Source organism: Pseudoflavonifractor sp., from assembly GCF_050943825.1.
GTDB lineage: Bacteria > Bacillota > Clostridia > Oscillospirales > Oscillospiraceae > Pseudoflavonifractor.
Genome location: NZ_JBMNPX010000001.1, coordinates 398857 through 415270, shown reverse-complemented (window position 1 = coordinate 415270; position 16414 = coordinate 398857). Strand labels below are relative to the sequence as shown.

The following is a 16414-nucleotide window of genomic DNA, read 5'->3' as shown; positions in this document are numbered from 1 at the left end:
CAGTATCTGTCATGCGGCCGGGTACTCCAGAAAGTATCCCACCTTCCGCATGGTGCGGATCTGGACCACCGAGTCCAGGAAGGCCAGCTTCTTCCGCAGAAAGGATACATAGACCTCCACGTTGTTGTCCTCTGCATCGGACTCCAGACCCCAGACACGGGTGATGATGTCGTCCTTGGGCACCACGGCGCTGGCGTTGGCCAGCAGCAGCTTCATCACCTCGAACTCCTTGAAGCCCAGCCGTACCGACTTCTCGCCCCGGCTCAGGCAGCGGGTGGACAAGGTCAGGGTCAGGTCGGCCACCGACATGGTCTCACCCAGTACCTCGCCCTGGCGGCGGGTAAGGGCCCGGATGCGGGCCATCAGCTCCTCCGGGTCAAAGGGCTTGGTCATGTAGTCGTCCGCGCCGCAGTCCAGCCCGGTGACCTTGTCGGCCGTCTCGTCCTTGGCGGTGAGCATAAGTACAGGGGTGGAGTTGTGGGCGGCGCGGAGCCGCCGAACCACCTCAAAGCCGTTGAGGCCGGGGAGCATCACGTCCAATACAATGACATCATACTGACTGGTGAGGGCGTAGTCCAGCCCGTCGGAGCCGGTGTATACCACGTCGGTCTGATAGCGCTGCTCAGCCATGATCTGAGAGAGGGCCTCCGCCAGCCGCACCTCGTCCTCTACAATTAAAATCCGCATAGGGGTCACACCTTTCTCGCGCCGGAAGCCTGTGACGGCTCCGGCATACTCTGTATTCAGGCACATTGTAAGGCGGGAACCTTTAGATTACCTGAAATTATATCAGGGACGAAGGAAAAATCCAGTTTTGGGCAAAACGTTTACAGAGTGTTCATATTTCCGGTTTGGAAGTTTCAGAGCGATTTCAGCTTTTTCCAGTATACTTGCCCCTGTCAAAAATTTGCTGCAGGGAGGAATGGAATGTGCAGCTTCTGAAACAACGGCCTGCCGTGGAGAGCGGCGGGGACAGCGGGGAAAAACCCCGGAAAAAAGGCCGGTTCCCCATCCGGCGGGTGGTGGCCCTGGTTATCGTGGTGGGCGTGGTGGCCGCCGCAGCGGTGGGGGCCCGGGCTCTCTTTTTCACGGAAGAGGAGCAGGTGGCACTGACTGAGACCACCACCTACGGGACCTTGTCCACCGCCATTGAGGGCACCGCCACAACGATGCCCAATGACAGCGTCACCGTGACCACCGCCTCCACAGCGGAGATTCTGGAGGTGTATGTCTCAGCGGGTGACACCGTAGAGGCGGGCGACCTGCTCTACGTCCAGGATGACGCCCAGCTGGACGAGGAGATCGAGACCTATCAGGACGAGATGGCCGAGCTGGAGGAGGAGCTGGACGGCTACTACGGCCAGCTCTCCGACCTCCAGGAGAGCCTGTCCGCCCTGAGCGTCACCGCGCCCTTTGCCGGACGTCTTACGGAAGTGGATGCCGAGGAGGGGGACACCGTCCAGAACGGCGGTAAGCTGGCCGTTCTGGTGGACGACAGCCGGATGACCCTCACTCAGTATTTCAGCTACGCTTATGCCGATCAGGTCTACGTGGGCATGAACGCCGGCGTGTCGGTGGCGTCTCTGATGCTGAACCTGGAGGGTACGGTGACCGAGGTCCAGATGGTGGAGCGGCTCACCGCTGAGGGTACCAAATGCTTTGCTGTCACTGTGACAGTGGACAATCCGGGCGCCCTCACCGAGGGAATGACCGGCGCGGGCTATCTCATCGCTGACAGCGGCGAGAAGATCTACCCCGCCGTGGAGGGCAGCCTGGAGTACGGCGACCAGGAGACCATTCAGGCCCAGGTGGCCGGCAAGATCACCTACGCCGATGCGGTGCCCTATCAGACGGTGTCTGCCGGACAGACTCTGTTCACCATTGACGGCAGCGACTATGAGGAGCAGCTGGAGACCGTCAACAAGCGCATTACCCAGACTGAGGAGAAGATCGCCTCCACACAGGAAAAGATCGATGAGGCGGAGGAGTCCCGGTCTGATTACAGCGTGACAGCTGAGATCTCCGGCAAGGTCATCTCCGTGGGTGTCCGGGCGGGGGAGAGCCCCCGGATGGAGGGGACCACCGCTGTGACCATCTACAACATGGACACCATGACCATCACCGCCAACATCGACGAGCTGGACATTGACAAGATTGAGATGGGTATGGACGTGACCATCGTGGCCTCTTCCGGTGAGGCCACCTACCAGGGCACGGTGACGGAGATCAGCTATGAGGCCACCAACTCCAGCGGCGTGGCCTATTTTCCCATCACCATTGAGATCGACTCCGCCGGGGAGCTGTCGGCGGGCGTCAATGTGTCCTACTACATCTCCACTGGAGACGACGAGGAGGGCGTCCTGGTCCCCCTGGCGGCCCTGAAGAGTACTGACGAGGGCACCTGTGTCTTTGTCAAGGCGGACACCCGGCCGGACAACGCAATCGACCTGGAGGACGGCGTGGTGCCCGATGGGTTCTACGCGGTACCCGTTGAGGTGGGCGCCACCAACAGCCAGTACGCCCGGATTGTCTCCGGCGTGGAGGCGGACACCGAGGTGTTCACCCGCTACCAGAACGCGGCACCGTCTGGCGGAGACACCACCAGCCAGGGCGTGGACGGCGAGATACAGGAGGGCTTCCCCGGCGGCGACTTCTCCGGCGGAGAGTTCCCCGGCGGCGGTCAGATGCCCGACTTCTCGGGCGGCGGCACAAGCGGCGGCGGTATGAGCAGCGGCATGGGCGGACCCAGAGGCTGAGGGCCGGAAAGGAGATACCATGAGTCTGATTCGACTGGACAACGTCTATAAAATCTACAACGAGGGCAGGGACAATCAGGTCAACGCCCTGGACGGGGTCACCCTGGAAATTGACCGGGGGGAGTTCGTGGCCATCATCGGCACCTCCGGATCGGGCAAGTCCACCATGATGAACATTCTAGGCTGCCTGGACGTGCCCACCCGGGGGGAGTACTACCTGGACGGCGTGCCCATCTCTCAGCGGCGGGAGCGGGAGCTGTCCGCCATCCGCTCCCGGCAGATCGGGTTTGTTTTTCAGGGCTACAACCTGATCCCCGCCCTCGGCGTGTGGCAGAACGTGGCGCTGCCCCTGACCTACCAGCACGTCCGGGCGGAGGAACGGCGGAAACGGGCCATGGAGGCTCTGGAACGGGTGGAGATCGCCCAAAAGGCGGACGCAAAACCCGGCCAGCTTTCCGGCGGCCAGCAGCAGCGCGTGGCCATCGCCCGTGCCATGGCCACACGGTCCCCCATCCTCATGGCCGACGAGCCCACCGGCGCCCTGGACTCCAAGACCGGCGCCCAGGTGCTCGCCCTCATGCGGGAGCTGAACCGGGAGCAGGGCACCACCGTCATCCTCATCACCCATGACAACTCCATTGCGGCCCAGGCCGACCGCACCGTCCGGGTCATGGACGGAAAGATCGTCCACGACAGTCTGTGGGATGGGGTGCTGATTCCCGAGACGGCGGCCTTCCGGGGAGGGCGGGTGGCCGCCCGATGAACGCCATCATTATGGCCCTGGACTCCATCCGGGAGAAGAAGGGGCGCTCCTTTCTCACCATGCTGGGCATCATCATCGGCGTCACCGCTGTGCTGGTGCTGGTGGCGCTGGTGAGCGGATACAACGCCGACATCACCGCCTACTACGAGAAGCTGGGCGTCAACAAGGTGACGGTGGACCTGACCTGGTACGACACCACCCGGGCGGAGGACATTGGTACCCTGCTCTATGAGTACGGAAACGGGGAACTCTCCGACATGGTCACCGGCGTGTCCCCCAGCCTGAGCACCAGCAAGACCGTCAAGCACGGCAGCAGCACCGCCGAGGGTGTGACGGTCTACTTCGGCAGCGACCAGTTCGCCACCTGCAATAACTACACCCTGGACACAGGCCGGGACATCCTCAGCTACGACATTGAAAACCGCAGCCAGGTCTGCGTCCTGGGCTCCTACGTGGCGGATACCCTCTTTGAGTATGCCGACCCCATCGGCCAGACCGTCTATCTCAACGGCGACCCCTTCCTGGTGGTGGGCACCTACTACCAGAAGGACGGCGGGGAGGAGGACTCCATGGACAACATGCTGGTGGTGCCCAGCTCTCTGACCCGCTCCCTCCTGACCAGCGACTACATCACCAGCTACACCGTCAAGGTGGACACCTCCGACCAGGTGGACACAGTCATGGACCAACTGGACAGCTACCTCAGCGAGAACATCTCCTCCAGCGTGGGAACCTACACGCTTACCGACGGCAACGCCGCCATGACCGAGAGCACCGAGGAGACCACATCCATGAGCGTGGTGCTGGGCGGCATTGCGGGCATTGCCCTGCTGGTGGGGGGCATCGGCATTATGAACATCATGCTGGTCACTGTCACCGAGCGCACCCGGGAGATCGGCATCAAAAAGTCCATCGGCGCGCCAAGAAGGGAGATTGTCACCCAGTTCCTGGTGGAGGCCGCCATTCTCAGCGGCCTGGGGGGCCTCATCGGCATCGGCCTGGGCTTTGTGCTCTCGGCGGTGCTGGGCAAGCTGATGTACGATTTAACCCTGTTTCCAAACGCCCTCGTCACCATGGGGGCGGCGGGCTTCTCGGTTGTCATCGGCATTGTGTTCGGCATCTATCCGGCCGCCAAGGCCTCCAGCCTCCAGCCTGTGGACGCCCTGCGGGCGGAGTGAGGCGGAGCATAGAAAGGGAGTATCAACCATGAAAAAACGATTTGTGGCGGCTGCGCTGGCCGCACTTCTGTGCGCCGGGCTGGTGCCCTCCGCCTCGGCGGCCTTCACCGACGTGACCGACCCGGAGATGGCCCAGGCAGTGGAGGTGCTCTCCGGGCTTGGTATTGTGTCCGGCGACGGCACCGGCGCCTACTACCCCGACAGCGGGCTGACCCGGTCCCAGTTCTGCAAGCTGATTGTCCTGGCTGAGGGCCACGGGGACAGTGTGGCCTCCTCGGCCTACAAGACCCTGTTCTCCGATGTGCTCGCCGGCCGCTGGGACGCGCCCTATGTGAACCTGGCCTACTCTGAGGGCCTGGTGGCGGGGTACGGCAACGGCAGCTTCGGCCCGGATGACGGCGTCACCGTGTCCCAGGCGGTGACCATTGCCCTGCGGCTGTTGGGTTACACCGATGCTGATATCGGTCCCTTCTGGCCGGAGGACTATCTGTCCCGGGCGGAGGAACTGGGCCTGCTGGAGGGTATTTCCTCCGACGGGGACCACCTGCTGACCCGGGGGGAGGCCGCCATACTGCTGTATACGCTCCTCACCATGGACACCGTCCAGGGCACGCCCCTCTATGAGGGCCTGGCGGCCCAAACCGTGTCCTCTGCCCTTCTGACGGGCGTGGATGTGACCGCCGACGATGGTACCGCCCACACTGTGGAAGTTTGGACGGCCTCCGGCGGCGTGAAATATTACTCCTATGTCAATGCCCTTTCCGAGGAACTCATTGGCACACGCGGCACCCTGCTGCTGGATGAATCCGGCAGGGCGGCGGGCTTTATCCCCGACGGCACCGTCACCCGCACCGTCACCCTGGCCTCTGCCGACGGCTCCGGCCTTACGGACGGGGACGGGAATACCTTCTCCGTACCCAACAGCGTCTCCGTCCTGCTGAAGGGGGAGACCCTGACCTGGAGCGACAGCTGGTACGACCTGCGCACGGGGGATGCGGTGGTCCTCTGCTACAGCGCCGCCGGCAGTATCGAGGCCCTGTGGGTCAGAGAACGGGAGACTGCCGCCGGGACAGTGCTCACCGGATGGTATGAAGACGCCAGCCCCAACACTGCGGCCCCTGACACCATTACGGTGCTGGGGGCTCAGCTGCCTGTGGCGGAGGAGGGGCAGGACAGTCTGCGGGACTTCTCCATCGGGGATAAAATCTCCGTCACCCTCAGCGGCGACGGGGAGGTAATTGCTGCGGAGGCGGCTTCCTCCGACGCTCCCGTTATGGCGGGTATTCTGACCAGCGGAACCAGCGATACAGTTTCCGTGACCCTGAGCAGCGGCATCACCGTGTCCGGTGAGCTGTACTCTGGCAGCGTCTCCGCCCTGAACGGCTGCCTGGTGCGGGTCACCAGCCCGGCCAGGGGCAAGCTGTCAGTCTCCGCCCTGGGAAATTCTTCTGTCCCGGGCAGCCTGAACGTGGCGGCGGGCACCCTGGGGGAACTGACGCTGTCCACGGACGTGGTGATCTATGACCAGGTCAACGGCAGCGGCGCGGTGGAGGTGGCCCTGAGCGATATTTTGGTGGATACCGTTTCCGCCTCCTCCATCGCCTACGTGGGCACTGACAGCGCCGGGCAGGTGAATCTGCTGGTGCTGGAGGACGTGACGGGCAGCTGCTATGCCTACGGTTTTCTGGAGAAGGGGGAGCAGACCGGCGGCAGCGGCACCATGCAGTATACCAACACCACCGTCACCGTGGACAACGAGGAGAACAATACCGCCTATATCACCGGCCTGAACTTTACGGACGGCGCCGTGGGCGGCGTGGTGGGCACCGGCGAGGGCAAGGTGGCCGCCCTTATGACGCTCACCGCTGTGGAGGACCTGACCCGGGCGGACTTTGACGGCAGCGATACTGCGGCGGGCATCCCTATTGCCGCCGACGTAAAGGTGTACAACGCCGTTACGGAGACCTGGGTTACCCTGTCCCAGGCAAAGGCATTTACCGATACCTTTACCGCCTGGTACGACCGGGACCCCGCAGACGGCGGACAGATCCGGGTGATTGTAGCGGGAGAGTAGGCGGATGGCCGTGCTTTTTTAAAACCGCAAATTTAATAAAAACTTTATTGCCACGCCCTGTCGTTGGATGATAGAATAGCATCTGCGTGGTCGGGCCCTTCGGAGCCCGCCCCGGTATCAACGAAAAAGCAGGGTGATTTGATTTTGGATATCATGCAGTGGCTGACCAGCGTGCCTGCGGGCGAATTTGTGTTCACGGTGCTGGTCTCCATGATTCCCATTGTAGAGCTGCGGGGCGGTATTCCCTTCGGCGTGGCGACTCTGGGCCTGCCCTACGGGGCGGCCTTCACAGCGGCCATCATCGGCAATATGATCCCAGTTCCTTTTATTGTGGTGTATATCCGGCGGGTTTTCCTCTGGATGCGCCGCCGCCTGCCCTGGCTCAACAACCTGGTGGACAAGCTGGAGAAGAAGGCTCACCTGAAAGGACAGAAGGTAACAAAGTATAAATACCTGGGCCTGATGATCTTCGTGGCCATCCCGCTGCCCGGCACCGGGGCATGGACAGGCGCCCTGGTGGCAGCCTTTTTGGATATGCCCCTGCGCAAGGCCCTGCCCAGCATCTTTGCCGGCGTACTGCTGGCTGGATGCATCATGAGCCTGCTCACCGTCTTTGGAGTCAATCTGTTTTCCGCTGTTCTGGCCTGAAAGGACGGAAAAAACGGCCTTTTCTTCCGAACGCCCTTCATCTTCCGCGCATAGGATATGGCGGAGGTGAGGGGCGTTGTTATTCGTGATTGGCAAGACTGTGTTGGCCCTTCTGGCGGCGGCTGGATTGCTGGCCATCGGCTGGCTGTTGCTGGGGGCCATGGTGGCCCCGGTGGGGCGTGGGAGCGTGTACGCCGTGGTGCCCGCCAGCGGGGACGGGGAGCGCTTGGAGCAGGACCTGGCCGGGTTGCGCTGGCTGAGGAAGGGGGGAATGGCCCGGTTTACCGTGGTCATTACCGACTGCGGCCTGAGCGAGCAGGGGCGGCGTCTGGCCGCTCTGCTGGCCGGGCGGGACGGCGGGACGATTCTCTGCGCCATAGAGGACCTTCCCGCTTGCCTTGGGGGAGAAAAACAGGTATAGTATAACATATGTACGAATGAGACCGACAGAATAGGGGAAGAGACGCCATGGAAGAAGAACAGCTCAACTGTATCGAGGGCACCGTTGAGGCCGTCATCTACCAGAACGAGGAGAACGGCTACACGGTTCTTCGGCTGGACGCGGGGGACCAGGGAGGCATTACCGTGGTGGGGTGCATCCCCGGGGCCGCGCCGGGGGAGAGCATCACCGTCCGGGGCAGCTGGATGCGCCACGCCTCCTACGGCGAGCAGTTCAAGGCCGAGACGGTGGACCGGCGGATGCCCGCCGGCGAGCGGGCCATCTTCGACTATCTGGCCTCGGGGGCGGTGCGGGGCATCGGCGCGGCCACGGCCCGGAAGATTGTGGAGGAGTTCGGCGGCGAGGCCCTCACCGTGCTGGAGGAGCACCCGGAGCAGCTGACCAAAATCCACGGCATCACCCGCAAGCGGGCTCTGGCCATGGGGGAGAACTTCCGCCTTCAGCTGGGCATGCGCCGTCTGCTGGAGTTTCTGGGGGACCACGGTCTGCCCCTCCAGCTGGCCATGCCCCTCTACCGGCGGTACGGGGACCGGACCCTGGAGGTGCTGCGGTCCAACCCCTACCTGCTGGTGGACGAGGAGCTGGGAGTGCGGTTTGACCAGGCCGACGAGCTGGCTCTGGACCAGGGCATGGAGGGGGACGATCCCCAGCGGCTGGAGGCTGGCTTGCTCTTTGAGCTGAGCCACAACCTGAACAACGGCCACACCTTCCTGCCCCGGCGGAAGCTGCTTGCCGCCACCGCTCAGCTGCTGGGGCTGGAGGACCTGGACACCCTGGGGGACGGTCTGGAGGCCCTCATTGAGCGGGGCGAGGTCATCCAGGAGGAGACGGCGGGGGAGGAGGCGGTCTACCTCTTCGACCTGTACGAGGCGGAGTGCTTTGTGGCCCAGCGGCTGGCCGAGATGAGCCGGGAGGAGCTGCTGCCCCCGGAGGACATGGACAGGGTGATTGACCGCATCCAGCGTGACCAGGGCATCACATACGCGCCCCAGCAGCGCTCCGCCGTGGAACTGGCGGCCCGGTCCCAGGTGATGCTGCTCACCGGTGGCCCTGGTACCGGCAAGACCACCTCTCTCCGGGGCGTGCTGGCCCTCTTCGATCACATGGGGCTGGACACCGCCCTGGCTGCCCCCACCGGCCGGGCGGCCAAGCGGCTGGGGGAGCTGTGCGGCATGGAGGCCTACACCATCCACCGCCTGCTGGAGACCCAGTTTGACCCGGGCACCGGCAAGCTGGTGTTCGCCCATGACGAGTCCGAACCCCTGAAGGCGGACGCGGTGATTGTGGACGAGACCTCCATGGTGGACGTCACCCTGATGCGGGCGCTGCTGTCCGCCCTGCGGGGGGAGTGCCGACTGGTGCTGGTGGGGGACCCGGACCAGCTGCCCTCGGTGGGGCCGGGCAACGTGCTCTCCGACCTTATCCGCAGCGGGCGGGTGCCCACGGTGCGGCTCACTGAGATTTTCCGCCAGGCCGCCCAGAGTGCCATCGTCATGAACGCCCACAGCGTCAACCGGGGCGAGCTGCCCGACCTGCACAACAGCGCCGCCAAGGACTTCTTCTTCCTCCGCCGCACCGACCCGGTGCGGGTGGCGGACACCATCGTGGAGCTGTGCAAGACCCGGCTTCCGGAGAAGATGGGCATCCCCGCCGACCAGATTCAGGTGCTCTCGCCCACCCGACGGCATACCACCGGCACCGCCTCCCTCAACCGGAGCATCCAGGAGGCGGTGAACCCGGCCCAGCCCGGCAAGGCGGAGCGCCGCTTTGGGGAGTACATCTTCCGGGAGGGCGACCGGGTGATGCAGGTGCGCAACAACTACGACATCATGTGGCGGGGCAAGGACAACACCGATACGGGCATGGGCATCTTCAACGGGGACATCGGCGTCATCGTCAAGGTGGACAACCGGGACGAGGTCATCACGGTGGACTTTGAGGGCCGGACGGTGGAGTACACGCCGGATATGCTCATGGAGCTGGAGCCTGCCTATGCCGTCACGGTACATAAGGCCCAGGGCAGCGAGTACCGGGCGGTGATTCTGGCGGCCCTGGACGGCGCGCCCATGCTGCTCACCCGGGGCGTGCTCTATACCGCCATCACCCGGGCCAGAGAGCTGTTCATCGTGGTGGGGGACGAGGGCAAGGTGGCCCAGATGGTGGCCAACAACCGCCAGCAGCGGCGGTATTCCGGCCTGCGTGCCCGGCTGGCGTCCATTGAATAATGGAAATTTTAAGCCGTAAAAATGCCGTAAGAATTAACTAAGAATTTGTGCAAAAGATATGCTTTGTCTACCGAAAGGAGACGAGGCATATGGAAAAGAATCATCTCAGTATTCGGACAGACAAGGCCATCCACGACAAGCTCCAGTATATTGCGGCCTATGAGGGGCGCTCTATGAGCGGACAGATCCTGTACCTCATCAACACCTGTATCCGTGATTTTGAGAAGGAACACGGGCCTATCCGGCCGGAGGACCTGAAATGAAGGCGGGGCAGATTCTACTGGACCTGCTGTTTCCGCCTCGCTGTGTGTTCTGCGGCCGGGTGCTGGGCACTGGAGAGCGGGAGATCTGCTCCCAGTGCCAGAGCACGCTGCCCTGGCTGTTGGAGGAGACAGCGGAGCGGTCCGGCGAGTTTTTTGACAAGTGCGTCTCGCCCCTGCGCTACGAGAACTTTGTGCGTGACTCCATTCACCGCTACAAGTTCAAGGGCATGAGCCGGTACGCGGGCATCTACGGCATCCTGGTGGCCCAGTGCGTCCATGACCACCTGGCGGGGGAGTACGACCTCATCTCCTGGGTGCCCCTGTCGGACAAGCGCAAGAAGGAGCGTGGCTATGACCAGGCCTTTCTGCTGGCCCAGTCGGCGGCGGTGAACCTGAACGACGCGGCGGTGGAGACCCTGCGCAAGCTGCGGGACACAGAGGCCCAGTCCGGCCTGGAGCACGATGAGCGCCGCAGGGCCAACGTGCTGGGCGCCTACGCCTGCACCGACCCCGAGCTGGTGGCGGGGAAGCGGATTCTCCTCATCGACGATGTGATTACCACCGGTGCCACCATCTCCGAGTGCGCCCGCACCCTGCTGACCGCCGGAGCAGAGCAGGTGGTCTGTGCCACCCTGGCCCAGGCCCGGCGGGGACGCTGACTGGGCAATCTGCCCTATGTGAGCGAAAAATTTCCAATTCCCCCCGGGAAAATGTGAAATATATATAAACTTTGTGAAAAGCGTTGAAAAAACACATCCGCGACAGTATAATGTAGAGGTTAAAGTATGGGATTTTGGTCCAAACTAAAAGAAATGCTAAAAAAGCTTAGAGGTGCGGGTATGTTCAGTAAAGATATCGGAATCGACCTGGGTACAGCGTCGATCCTCGTTTACGTAAAAGGCAAGGGCGTGGTGCTGCGGGAGCCCTCCGTGGTTGCCATGGACAAGGACACGGGCAAGCTCCTGAAGGTGGGCACCGAGGCGCAGCAGATGCTGGGCCGTACCCCCGGCAATATTGTGGCCATCCGTCCCCTCCGTGAGGGCGTGATCTCCGACTTCGACATGACCGAGCGGATGCTCAAGGAGTTCATCCGCAAGGCCGCTGCCTTCCGGTTCTTCAAGCCCCGTGTGGTCATCTGCGTGCCCTCCGGTATCACCGAGGTGGAGGAGCGCGCCGTGGTGGACGCGGGCATCCAGGCCGGCGCCCGCCGTGTGTTCCTGATTGAGGAGCCTCTGGCCGCCGCCATCGGCGCCGGCATCGACATCACCAAGCCCGACGGTCACATGGTGGTGGATATCGGCGGCGGTACCACCGACGTGGCGGTCATCTCCCTGGGCGGCATCGTGGAGTCCACCTCCATCAAGATCGCCGGCGACCAGTTCGATGAGGCCATCATCAAGTACATCCGCCGCAAGCACAACGTGCTCATCGGCGACCGGACCGCCGAGGAGATCAAGATGCAGATCGGCTGCGTGTTCCCCCGGCCTGAGGAGCAGAGCTACGAGGTCAAGGGCCGCTGCCTGATGACCGGCCTGCCCCGCACCTTCACCGTCACCTCCAGCGAGATGATCGAGGCCTTTGAGGAGGTCTCCACCCGTATTCTGGAGGCGGTTCACGGCGTGCTGGAGCGCACTCCCCCCGAGCTGGTGGCCGATATCTCCACCAACGGCATTGTCATGACCGGCGGCGGCAGCCTGGTCTGGGGCTTTGACAAGCTGATTGAGTCCCACACCGGCATCGAGACCCACGTGGCGGACGACGCCATCTCCTGCGTGGCCTACGGCACCGGCAAGACTCTGGACTCTGTGGGCGACATGCAGGACGGCACCATGAACCTGTCCCGCCGCAAGCAGATGAACTGAATTTGTGCGCCCTCTGGGCGAGGCGAACGCCGGAATGCAGCTGCATTCCGGCGTTTCTGCACATTTCCGGGCACTGTCCCTTTTCTGACTTCTGACTATTCTAATCGGCCGGTGTTTCTGCTATAATATATCCATTGGACGGCGTATGCCGTCTGTCGAAAGCTGAAATATTTTGCCGGTACTTTGGCCGGTATTGCCTATAAACTCAACTATTGGAGGTCAAAATGGACATTTTTTCTGCTGTGCGCATGGTGCTGGAGGGGGAGTGCCCGGAGCTGGAGCTGCGTACTCAGGAGCCCATGGCCCGGCACACCACCTTCCGGGTGGGCGGCCCTGCCCGGCTGATGGCATTTCCTAAGGATAAAAAAGAGATCAAGGCGGCTGTCCGTGCCGCCGATCAGATGGGGATCGTCCCCTTTTTCCTGGGCAAAGGCAGCAATCTGCTGGTGGCCGATGAGGGGGTAGAGGCCTTTGTCATCAAGACCGGCGGTCTGGACCAGACCCGGGAGGTCAACCGCCGCCTGCGGGCCGAGTGCGGCATCCCCCTGTCCCGGCTGGCCGTGGCCGCTCTGGGCCGGGGCCTGACCGGCCTGGAGTTTGCCCACGGTATTCCCGGCAGCCTGGGGGGCGCGGTGGTGATGAACGCCGGCGCCTACGGCGGGGAGATGGTTCAGGTCCTCACCGCCGTCACCTACCTGGATAAGCACGGCCAGGAGCACACCGTACCCGCGTCGGAGTGCAGTCTCACCTACCGCCACAGCATGTTCACCGACCACCCGGAGTGGCTGGTGCTGGAGGCAGAGATGGAGCTGGAGCAGGGAGACGCAGAGGAAATCCGGGCCAAAATGGAGGACCTGGCCCAGCGGCGCAAGAGCAAACAGCCTCTGGAGTACCCCAGCGCGGGAAGCACCTTCAAGCGGCCTGAGGGTTACTTCGCCGCCGCTCTCATCGAGCAGTGCGGCCTGAAGGGGCTGACTGTGGGCGGTGCCCAGGTGTCGGAGAAGCACGCCGGGTTCGTCATCAACCGTGGCGGGGCCACCTGCGCCGACATTCTGAAGCTGACAGAGCAGATCAAGGAGACCGTCCTCCGGGAGACCGGGGTCACCCTAGAGCTGGAGGTCCGGACCCTGGGCTGCGGATAAGAGAGAAAAGCATTGGCAGAGGTGTGGAGTTATGGAATTTGTGATTATTTCCGGCCTTTCCGGCGCGGGAAAGAGTAAAGCGGCCTCCTTTATGGAGGATACGGGATTCTATGTGGTGGACAACATGCCTGCGGCGCTGATTCCCAAGTTTGCCGAGCTGTGCATGGCAAGCCCGGGGAAGTACGAGCGGGTGACTCTGGTCACCGACATCCGGGGCGGCCAGACCTTTGACGGCCTGTTCGACGCCCTGGATACCCTCCAGAGTATGGGCTGCGCCTACAAGATCCTCTTTGTGGAGGCCACTACCGAGACCATTATCAAGCGCTACAAGGAGACCCGCCGCATTCACCCCCTGCTCCGGCCCGGCGAGACCCTGGCCGACGCGGTGAGCCAGGAGCGGAAGGATCTGGAGCCGGTGCGCCGCCGGGCGGAGTATATCATCGACACCTCCACGCTCTCCACGTCCAAGCTGCGGGGCGAGGTGCTCCGCCTCTTCGGCGGGGACAGCGCCGTCCCCGCCATGAGCGTCAACGTCATCTCCTTCGGGTTCAAGTACGGCATCCCCCTGGAGGCCGACTTGGTGTTTGACGTGCGCTTTCTCCCCAACCCCTACTACATCGCCGAGCTGCGGCACCAGACCGGGCTGGATAAGCCGGTGTACGACTTTGTGTTCGGCTACCAGGAGACCCGGGACTTTATGACCCATCTGGAGAATCTTATCAGCTTCCTGCTCCCCAAATACGTGGAGGAGGGAAAGACTATGCTGGTCATCGGCATCGGCTGTACCGGCGGCCAGCACCGGAGCGTGGCCATCACAAAGGCCCTGGCGGACTTTATCCAGCAGAAGGGCTACCAGGCCACGGACAACCACAGGGATATGACAAGAGCGTAGGAGGTACGCTGTATGACCGAGCCTTATACCGCCGACCGCCGGTGGGAGTATGAGCCGCGGATCGTCGCCATTGGCGGCGGCACCGGACTGTCCACTATGCTGCGGGGCCTGAAGAGCTATACCCACAATCTGACCGCCATCGTCACCGTGGCCGACGACGGCGGTGGGTCCGGCGTGCTGCGCCAGGACCTGGGCATGCCCCCGCCGGGGGATATCCGCCACTGCATGGAGGCCCTGGCCAACGTGGAGCCCGTAATGGGGGAGCTGCTGTCCTACCGCTTCCCCAAGGACTCAGGCAGCCTGGCCGGCCAGTCCTTCGGCAACCTGATTCTGGCCGCCCTCAACGGCATTTCAGGTTCCTTCGACCAGGCCGTGGCCCGGATGAGTCAGGTTCTGGCCATCACCGGCCGGGTACTGCCGGTGACCAACGCCGACGTGCAGCTGGAGGCCACCTTTGAAAACGGCACCGCCGTGGTGGGTGAGTCCAAAATCAGCGCCTTCAAGAAGGAGCAGGACTGCCGCATCAAGCAGGTGCGGCTGCTGCCCGAGCGGCCTGCCGCCCTGCCAGAGAGCCTGAAGGCCATCGGCGAGGCGGACATGATCCTCCTGGGCCCGGGCAGCCTGTACACCAGCGTTATTCCCAACCTGCTGGTGGAGGGCATCGCCGACGCGGTGTGTCAGGCAAAGACCCTGAAGATGTATATCTGCAACATCATGACCCAGGACGGCGAGACCGAGGGCATGACCGCCTCCGACCATGTGAAGGCCCTGCTGGCCCACTCGGGCCCGGGGCTCATCGACCTGTGCCTGTGCAACTCCGCGCCGGTGCGGCCCCGCCTGGTGGAGCGCTACAAGGAGGAGGACGCGGCCCCCATCGTAGTGGACGCGCCCGCCATCGAGGCCCTGGGGGTGGAGGTCATCACCCGACCCCTGGCCTCCGAGACCTCCAACTATGCCCGCCACTCCATCGCCCGGCTGGCCGCCGCCATCATGGAGATTTACGAGGACCGGGCCCAGACCAGAGTGTTCTGAGCCGCCGGGACGGATATCATACAACAAGCGAGGGAATGTTTCATGTCCTTTTCCAGCCAGACCAAGGAGGAGCTGTGCCGCACCCCCCTGGCCCGGAAGTGCTGCGCCCAGGCTGAGGCCTACGGTGTGCTCCTCTTCTGCAACGCCTTTTCCAACCGGGAAATCCGCATCATCACCGAGAGCGGCAGCTTTGCCGCCCGGCTGCCCCAGCTGTTCCGCAAAGCCTTTCAGCTGGACTTTGACAGCCTGCCGGAGAACGAGGGCGGCAAACGGGTGTTTGCCATCACCGACGCCGGCAAGCTCCGGCGGATTTTTACCGCCTTCGGCTTTGACCCGGCGGACAGCCTGGCCCATCATATCAACTTCGCCGTTCTGGAGGAGGACCACTGCCGTACCGCCTTCTTCCGGGGCGCTTTCCTGGCGGGAGGCTCGGTTACAGACCCGGCCAAGCGCTACCACCTGGAGCTGGTCACCTCCCATTACAGTGTCAGCCGGGAGCTGACCGCCCTGTTGCTGGAGGCGGGCTTCTCACCCAAGGAGACCACCCGCAAATCCAACTACATGACATACTTCAAGCAGAGCGAGTACATCGCCGACTTCCTCACCGCCATTGGCGCGCCGGTGGCGGCCATGGAGCTGATGAACGCCAAGCTGGAGAAAAACCTGCGGGGCAGCGTGAACCGCCGGGTGAACTGCGACGCGGCCAACCTGGACAAGGCGGTGGACGCGGCCATGGAGCAGATCGAGGCCATCCGCCGTCTGGAGGCGCGGATGGACCTGACCGAGCTGGGGGACAAGCTGTATGAGACCGCCCGGCTGCGGCTGGAGAACCCGGAGCTGACCTTGTCCCAGCTGGCGGAGCTGTGCGACCCGCCTGTCACCAAGAGCTGCCTGAATCACCGGCTGCGCAAGCTGCTGGCCCTCTCCCAGGCGGGGGAGGAAGAGCAGGGGAAGCAGGACACACAGCAGTGAGTGGTGCTTGACAAAATTTTTTCGTGCTGTATGATAAACGGTAAGAACACGCGTTCTATAGGGTGAGGCCCTATGGAGCGACCTGCCTGCGGCAGGGCCGGCGGTTTGTGAGAGCTGCTGACCCTGCCGCAGGCGGAATCAGAGACA

At 63.2% G+C, this 16414-nt stretch carries 15 protein-coding genes; 14 read left to right on the top strand and 1 reads right to left on the bottom strand.

Annotation, left to right across the window (positions count from 1 at the left end; genetic code table 11):
* Positions 1-9: 9 nt before the first annotated feature.
* Entirely contained in the window at positions 10-687 is a 678-nt protein-coding gene (locus tag ACOX7T_RS01905) for a response regulator transcription factor (protein WP_433439340.1), read from the bottom strand.
* A 242-nt stretch (positions 688-929) separates the two neighbouring features.
* Here ACOX7T_RS01905 and ACOX7T_RS01900 point away from each other — a divergent pair, with 242 nt between their 5' ends.
* From ACOX7T_RS01900 to whiA, 14 genes are all read left to right on the top strand, one after another.
* Positions 930-2756, top strand: a complete 1827-nt coding sequence (locus ACOX7T_RS01900) for an efflux RND transporter periplasmic adaptor subunit (RefSeq protein ID WP_433439338.1) — start codon at positions 930-932, stop codon at positions 2754-2756.
* A 19-nt stretch (positions 2757-2775) separates the two neighbouring features.
* Positions 2776-3519, top strand: coding sequence for an ABC transporter ATP-binding protein (locus ACOX7T_RS01895; RefSeq protein WP_433439335.1), 744 nt, complete (start codon positions 2776-2778; stop codon positions 3517-3519).
* On the top strand, positions 3516-4697 hold the full coding sequence (locus ACOX7T_RS01890) for an ABC transporter permease (protein ID WP_433439333.1): 1182 nt from the start codon (positions 3516-3518) through the stop codon (positions 4695-4697). The genes ACOX7T_RS01895 and ACOX7T_RS01890 overlap by 4 nt, the downstream gene beginning before the upstream one ends.
* Before the next feature lie 28 nt (positions 4698-4725).
* Entirely contained in the window at positions 4726-6771 is a 2046-nt protein-coding gene (locus ACOX7T_RS01885) for an S-layer homology domain-containing protein (protein ID WP_433439330.1), read from the top strand.
* Positions 6772-6924: 153 nt separating this feature from the next.
* The gene (locus ACOX7T_RS01880; protein ID WP_433439579.1) at positions 6925-7419 is read left to right on the top strand and encodes a COG2426 family protein; all 495 of its coding nucleotides are present in this window, start codon (positions 6925-6927) and stop codon (positions 7417-7419) included.
* A gap of 85 nt (positions 7420-7504) precedes the next feature.
* A complete protein-coding gene (locus tag ACOX7T_RS01875) occupies positions 7505-7840 on the top strand; it encodes a hypothetical protein (RefSeq protein ID WP_433439577.1) in 336 nt (111 codons plus the stop codon).
* Positions 7841-7887: 47 nt separating this feature from the next.
* The gene (gene recD2 / locus ACOX7T_RS01870; RefSeq protein ID WP_433439328.1) at positions 7888-10104 is read left to right on the top strand and encodes an SF1B family DNA helicase RecD2; all 2217 of its coding nucleotides are present in this window, start codon (positions 7888-7890) and stop codon (positions 10102-10104) included.
* A gap of 89 nt (positions 10105-10193) precedes the next feature.
* Positions 10194-10367 (top strand): hypothetical protein, encoded by a 174-nt coding sequence (locus tag ACOX7T_RS01865; protein WP_198286291.1) that lies wholly within the window; start codon positions 10194-10196, stop codon positions 10365-10367.
* Positions 10364-11026 (top strand): ComF family protein, encoded by a 663-nt coding sequence (locus ACOX7T_RS01860; protein WP_433439325.1) that lies wholly within the window; start codon positions 10364-10366, stop codon positions 11024-11026. The genes ACOX7T_RS01865 and ACOX7T_RS01860 overlap by 4 nt, the downstream gene beginning before the upstream one ends.
* A gap of 180 nt (positions 11027-11206) precedes the next feature.
* Entirely contained in the window at positions 11207-12229 is a 1023-nt protein-coding gene (locus ACOX7T_RS01855) for a rod shape-determining protein (RefSeq protein ID WP_040647421.1), read from the top strand.
* Positions 12230-12453: 224 nt separating this feature from the next.
* Positions 12454-13371, top strand: coding sequence for a UDP-N-acetylmuramate dehydrogenase (gene murB, locus ACOX7T_RS01850; RefSeq protein ID WP_433439322.1), 918 nt, complete (start codon positions 12454-12456; stop codon positions 13369-13371).
* A 31-nt stretch (positions 13372-13402) separates the two neighbouring features.
* Positions 13403-14263 (top strand): RNase adapter RapZ, encoded by an 861-nt coding sequence (rapZ, locus tag ACOX7T_RS01845; protein ID WP_433439319.1) that lies wholly within the window; start codon positions 13403-13405, stop codon positions 14261-14263.
* 12 nt (positions 14264-14275) lie between these two features.
* Positions 14276-15295, top strand: coding sequence for a gluconeogenesis factor YvcK family protein (locus ACOX7T_RS01840; protein WP_433439317.1), 1020 nt, complete (start codon positions 14276-14278; stop codon positions 15293-15295).
* Positions 15296-15337: 42 nt separating this feature from the next.
* Positions 15338-16267 (top strand): DNA-binding protein WhiA, encoded by a 930-nt coding sequence (gene whiA / locus ACOX7T_RS01835; RefSeq protein ID WP_433439314.1) that lies wholly within the window; start codon positions 15338-15340, stop codon positions 16265-16267.
* Positions 16268-16414: the final 147 nt, after the last annotated feature.

Excerpts from the sequence above, each read along its gene's own strand:
- ACOX7T_RS01905 (WP_433439340.1), bottom strand. The coding sequence starts at position 687 with ATGCGGATTTTAATTGTAGAGGACGAGGTGCGGCTGGCGGAGGCCCTC.
- ACOX7T_RS01895 (WP_433439335.1), top strand. The coding sequence starts at position 2,776 with ATGAGTCTGATTCGACTGGACAACGTCTATAAAATCTACAACGAGGGC.
- ACOX7T_RS01890 (WP_433439333.1), top strand. The coding sequence starts at position 3,516 with ATGAACGCCATCATTATGGCCCTGGACTCCATCCGGGAGAAGAAGGGG.
- ACOX7T_RS01885 (WP_433439330.1), top strand. The coding sequence starts at position 4,726 with ATGAAAAAACGATTTGTGGCGGCTGCGCTGGCCGCACTTCTGTGCGCC.
- ACOX7T_RS01880 (WP_433439579.1), top strand. The coding sequence starts at position 6,925 with ATGCAGTGGCTGACCAGCGTGCCTGCGGGCGAATTTGTGTTCACGGTG.
- recD2 (WP_433439328.1), top strand. The coding sequence starts at position 7,888 with ATGGAAGAAGAACAGCTCAACTGTATCGAGGGCACCGTTGAGGCCGTC.
- ACOX7T_RS01865 (WP_198286291.1), top strand. The coding sequence starts at position 10,194 with ATGGAAAAGAATCATCTCAGTATTCGGACAGACAAGGCCATCCACGAC.
- ACOX7T_RS01860 (WP_433439325.1), top strand. The coding sequence starts at position 10,364 with ATGAAGGCGGGGCAGATTCTACTGGACCTGCTGTTTCCGCCTCGCTGT.
- ACOX7T_RS01855 (WP_040647421.1), top strand. The coding sequence starts at position 11,207 with ATGTTCAGTAAAGATATCGGAATCGACCTGGGTACAGCGTCGATCCTC.
- murB (WP_433439322.1), top strand. The coding sequence starts at position 12,454 with ATGGACATTTTTTCTGCTGTGCGCATGGTGCTGGAGGGGGAGTGCCCG.
- rapZ (WP_433439319.1), top strand. The coding sequence starts at position 13,403 with ATGGAATTTGTGATTATTTCCGGCCTTTCCGGCGCGGGAAAGAGTAAA.
- ACOX7T_RS01840 (WP_433439317.1), top strand. The coding sequence starts at position 14,276 with ATGACCGAGCCTTATACCGCCGACCGCCGGTGGGAGTATGAGCCGCGG.
- whiA (WP_433439314.1), top strand. The coding sequence starts at position 15,338 with ATGTCCTTTTCCAGCCAGACCAAGGAGGAGCTGTGCCGCACCCCCCTG.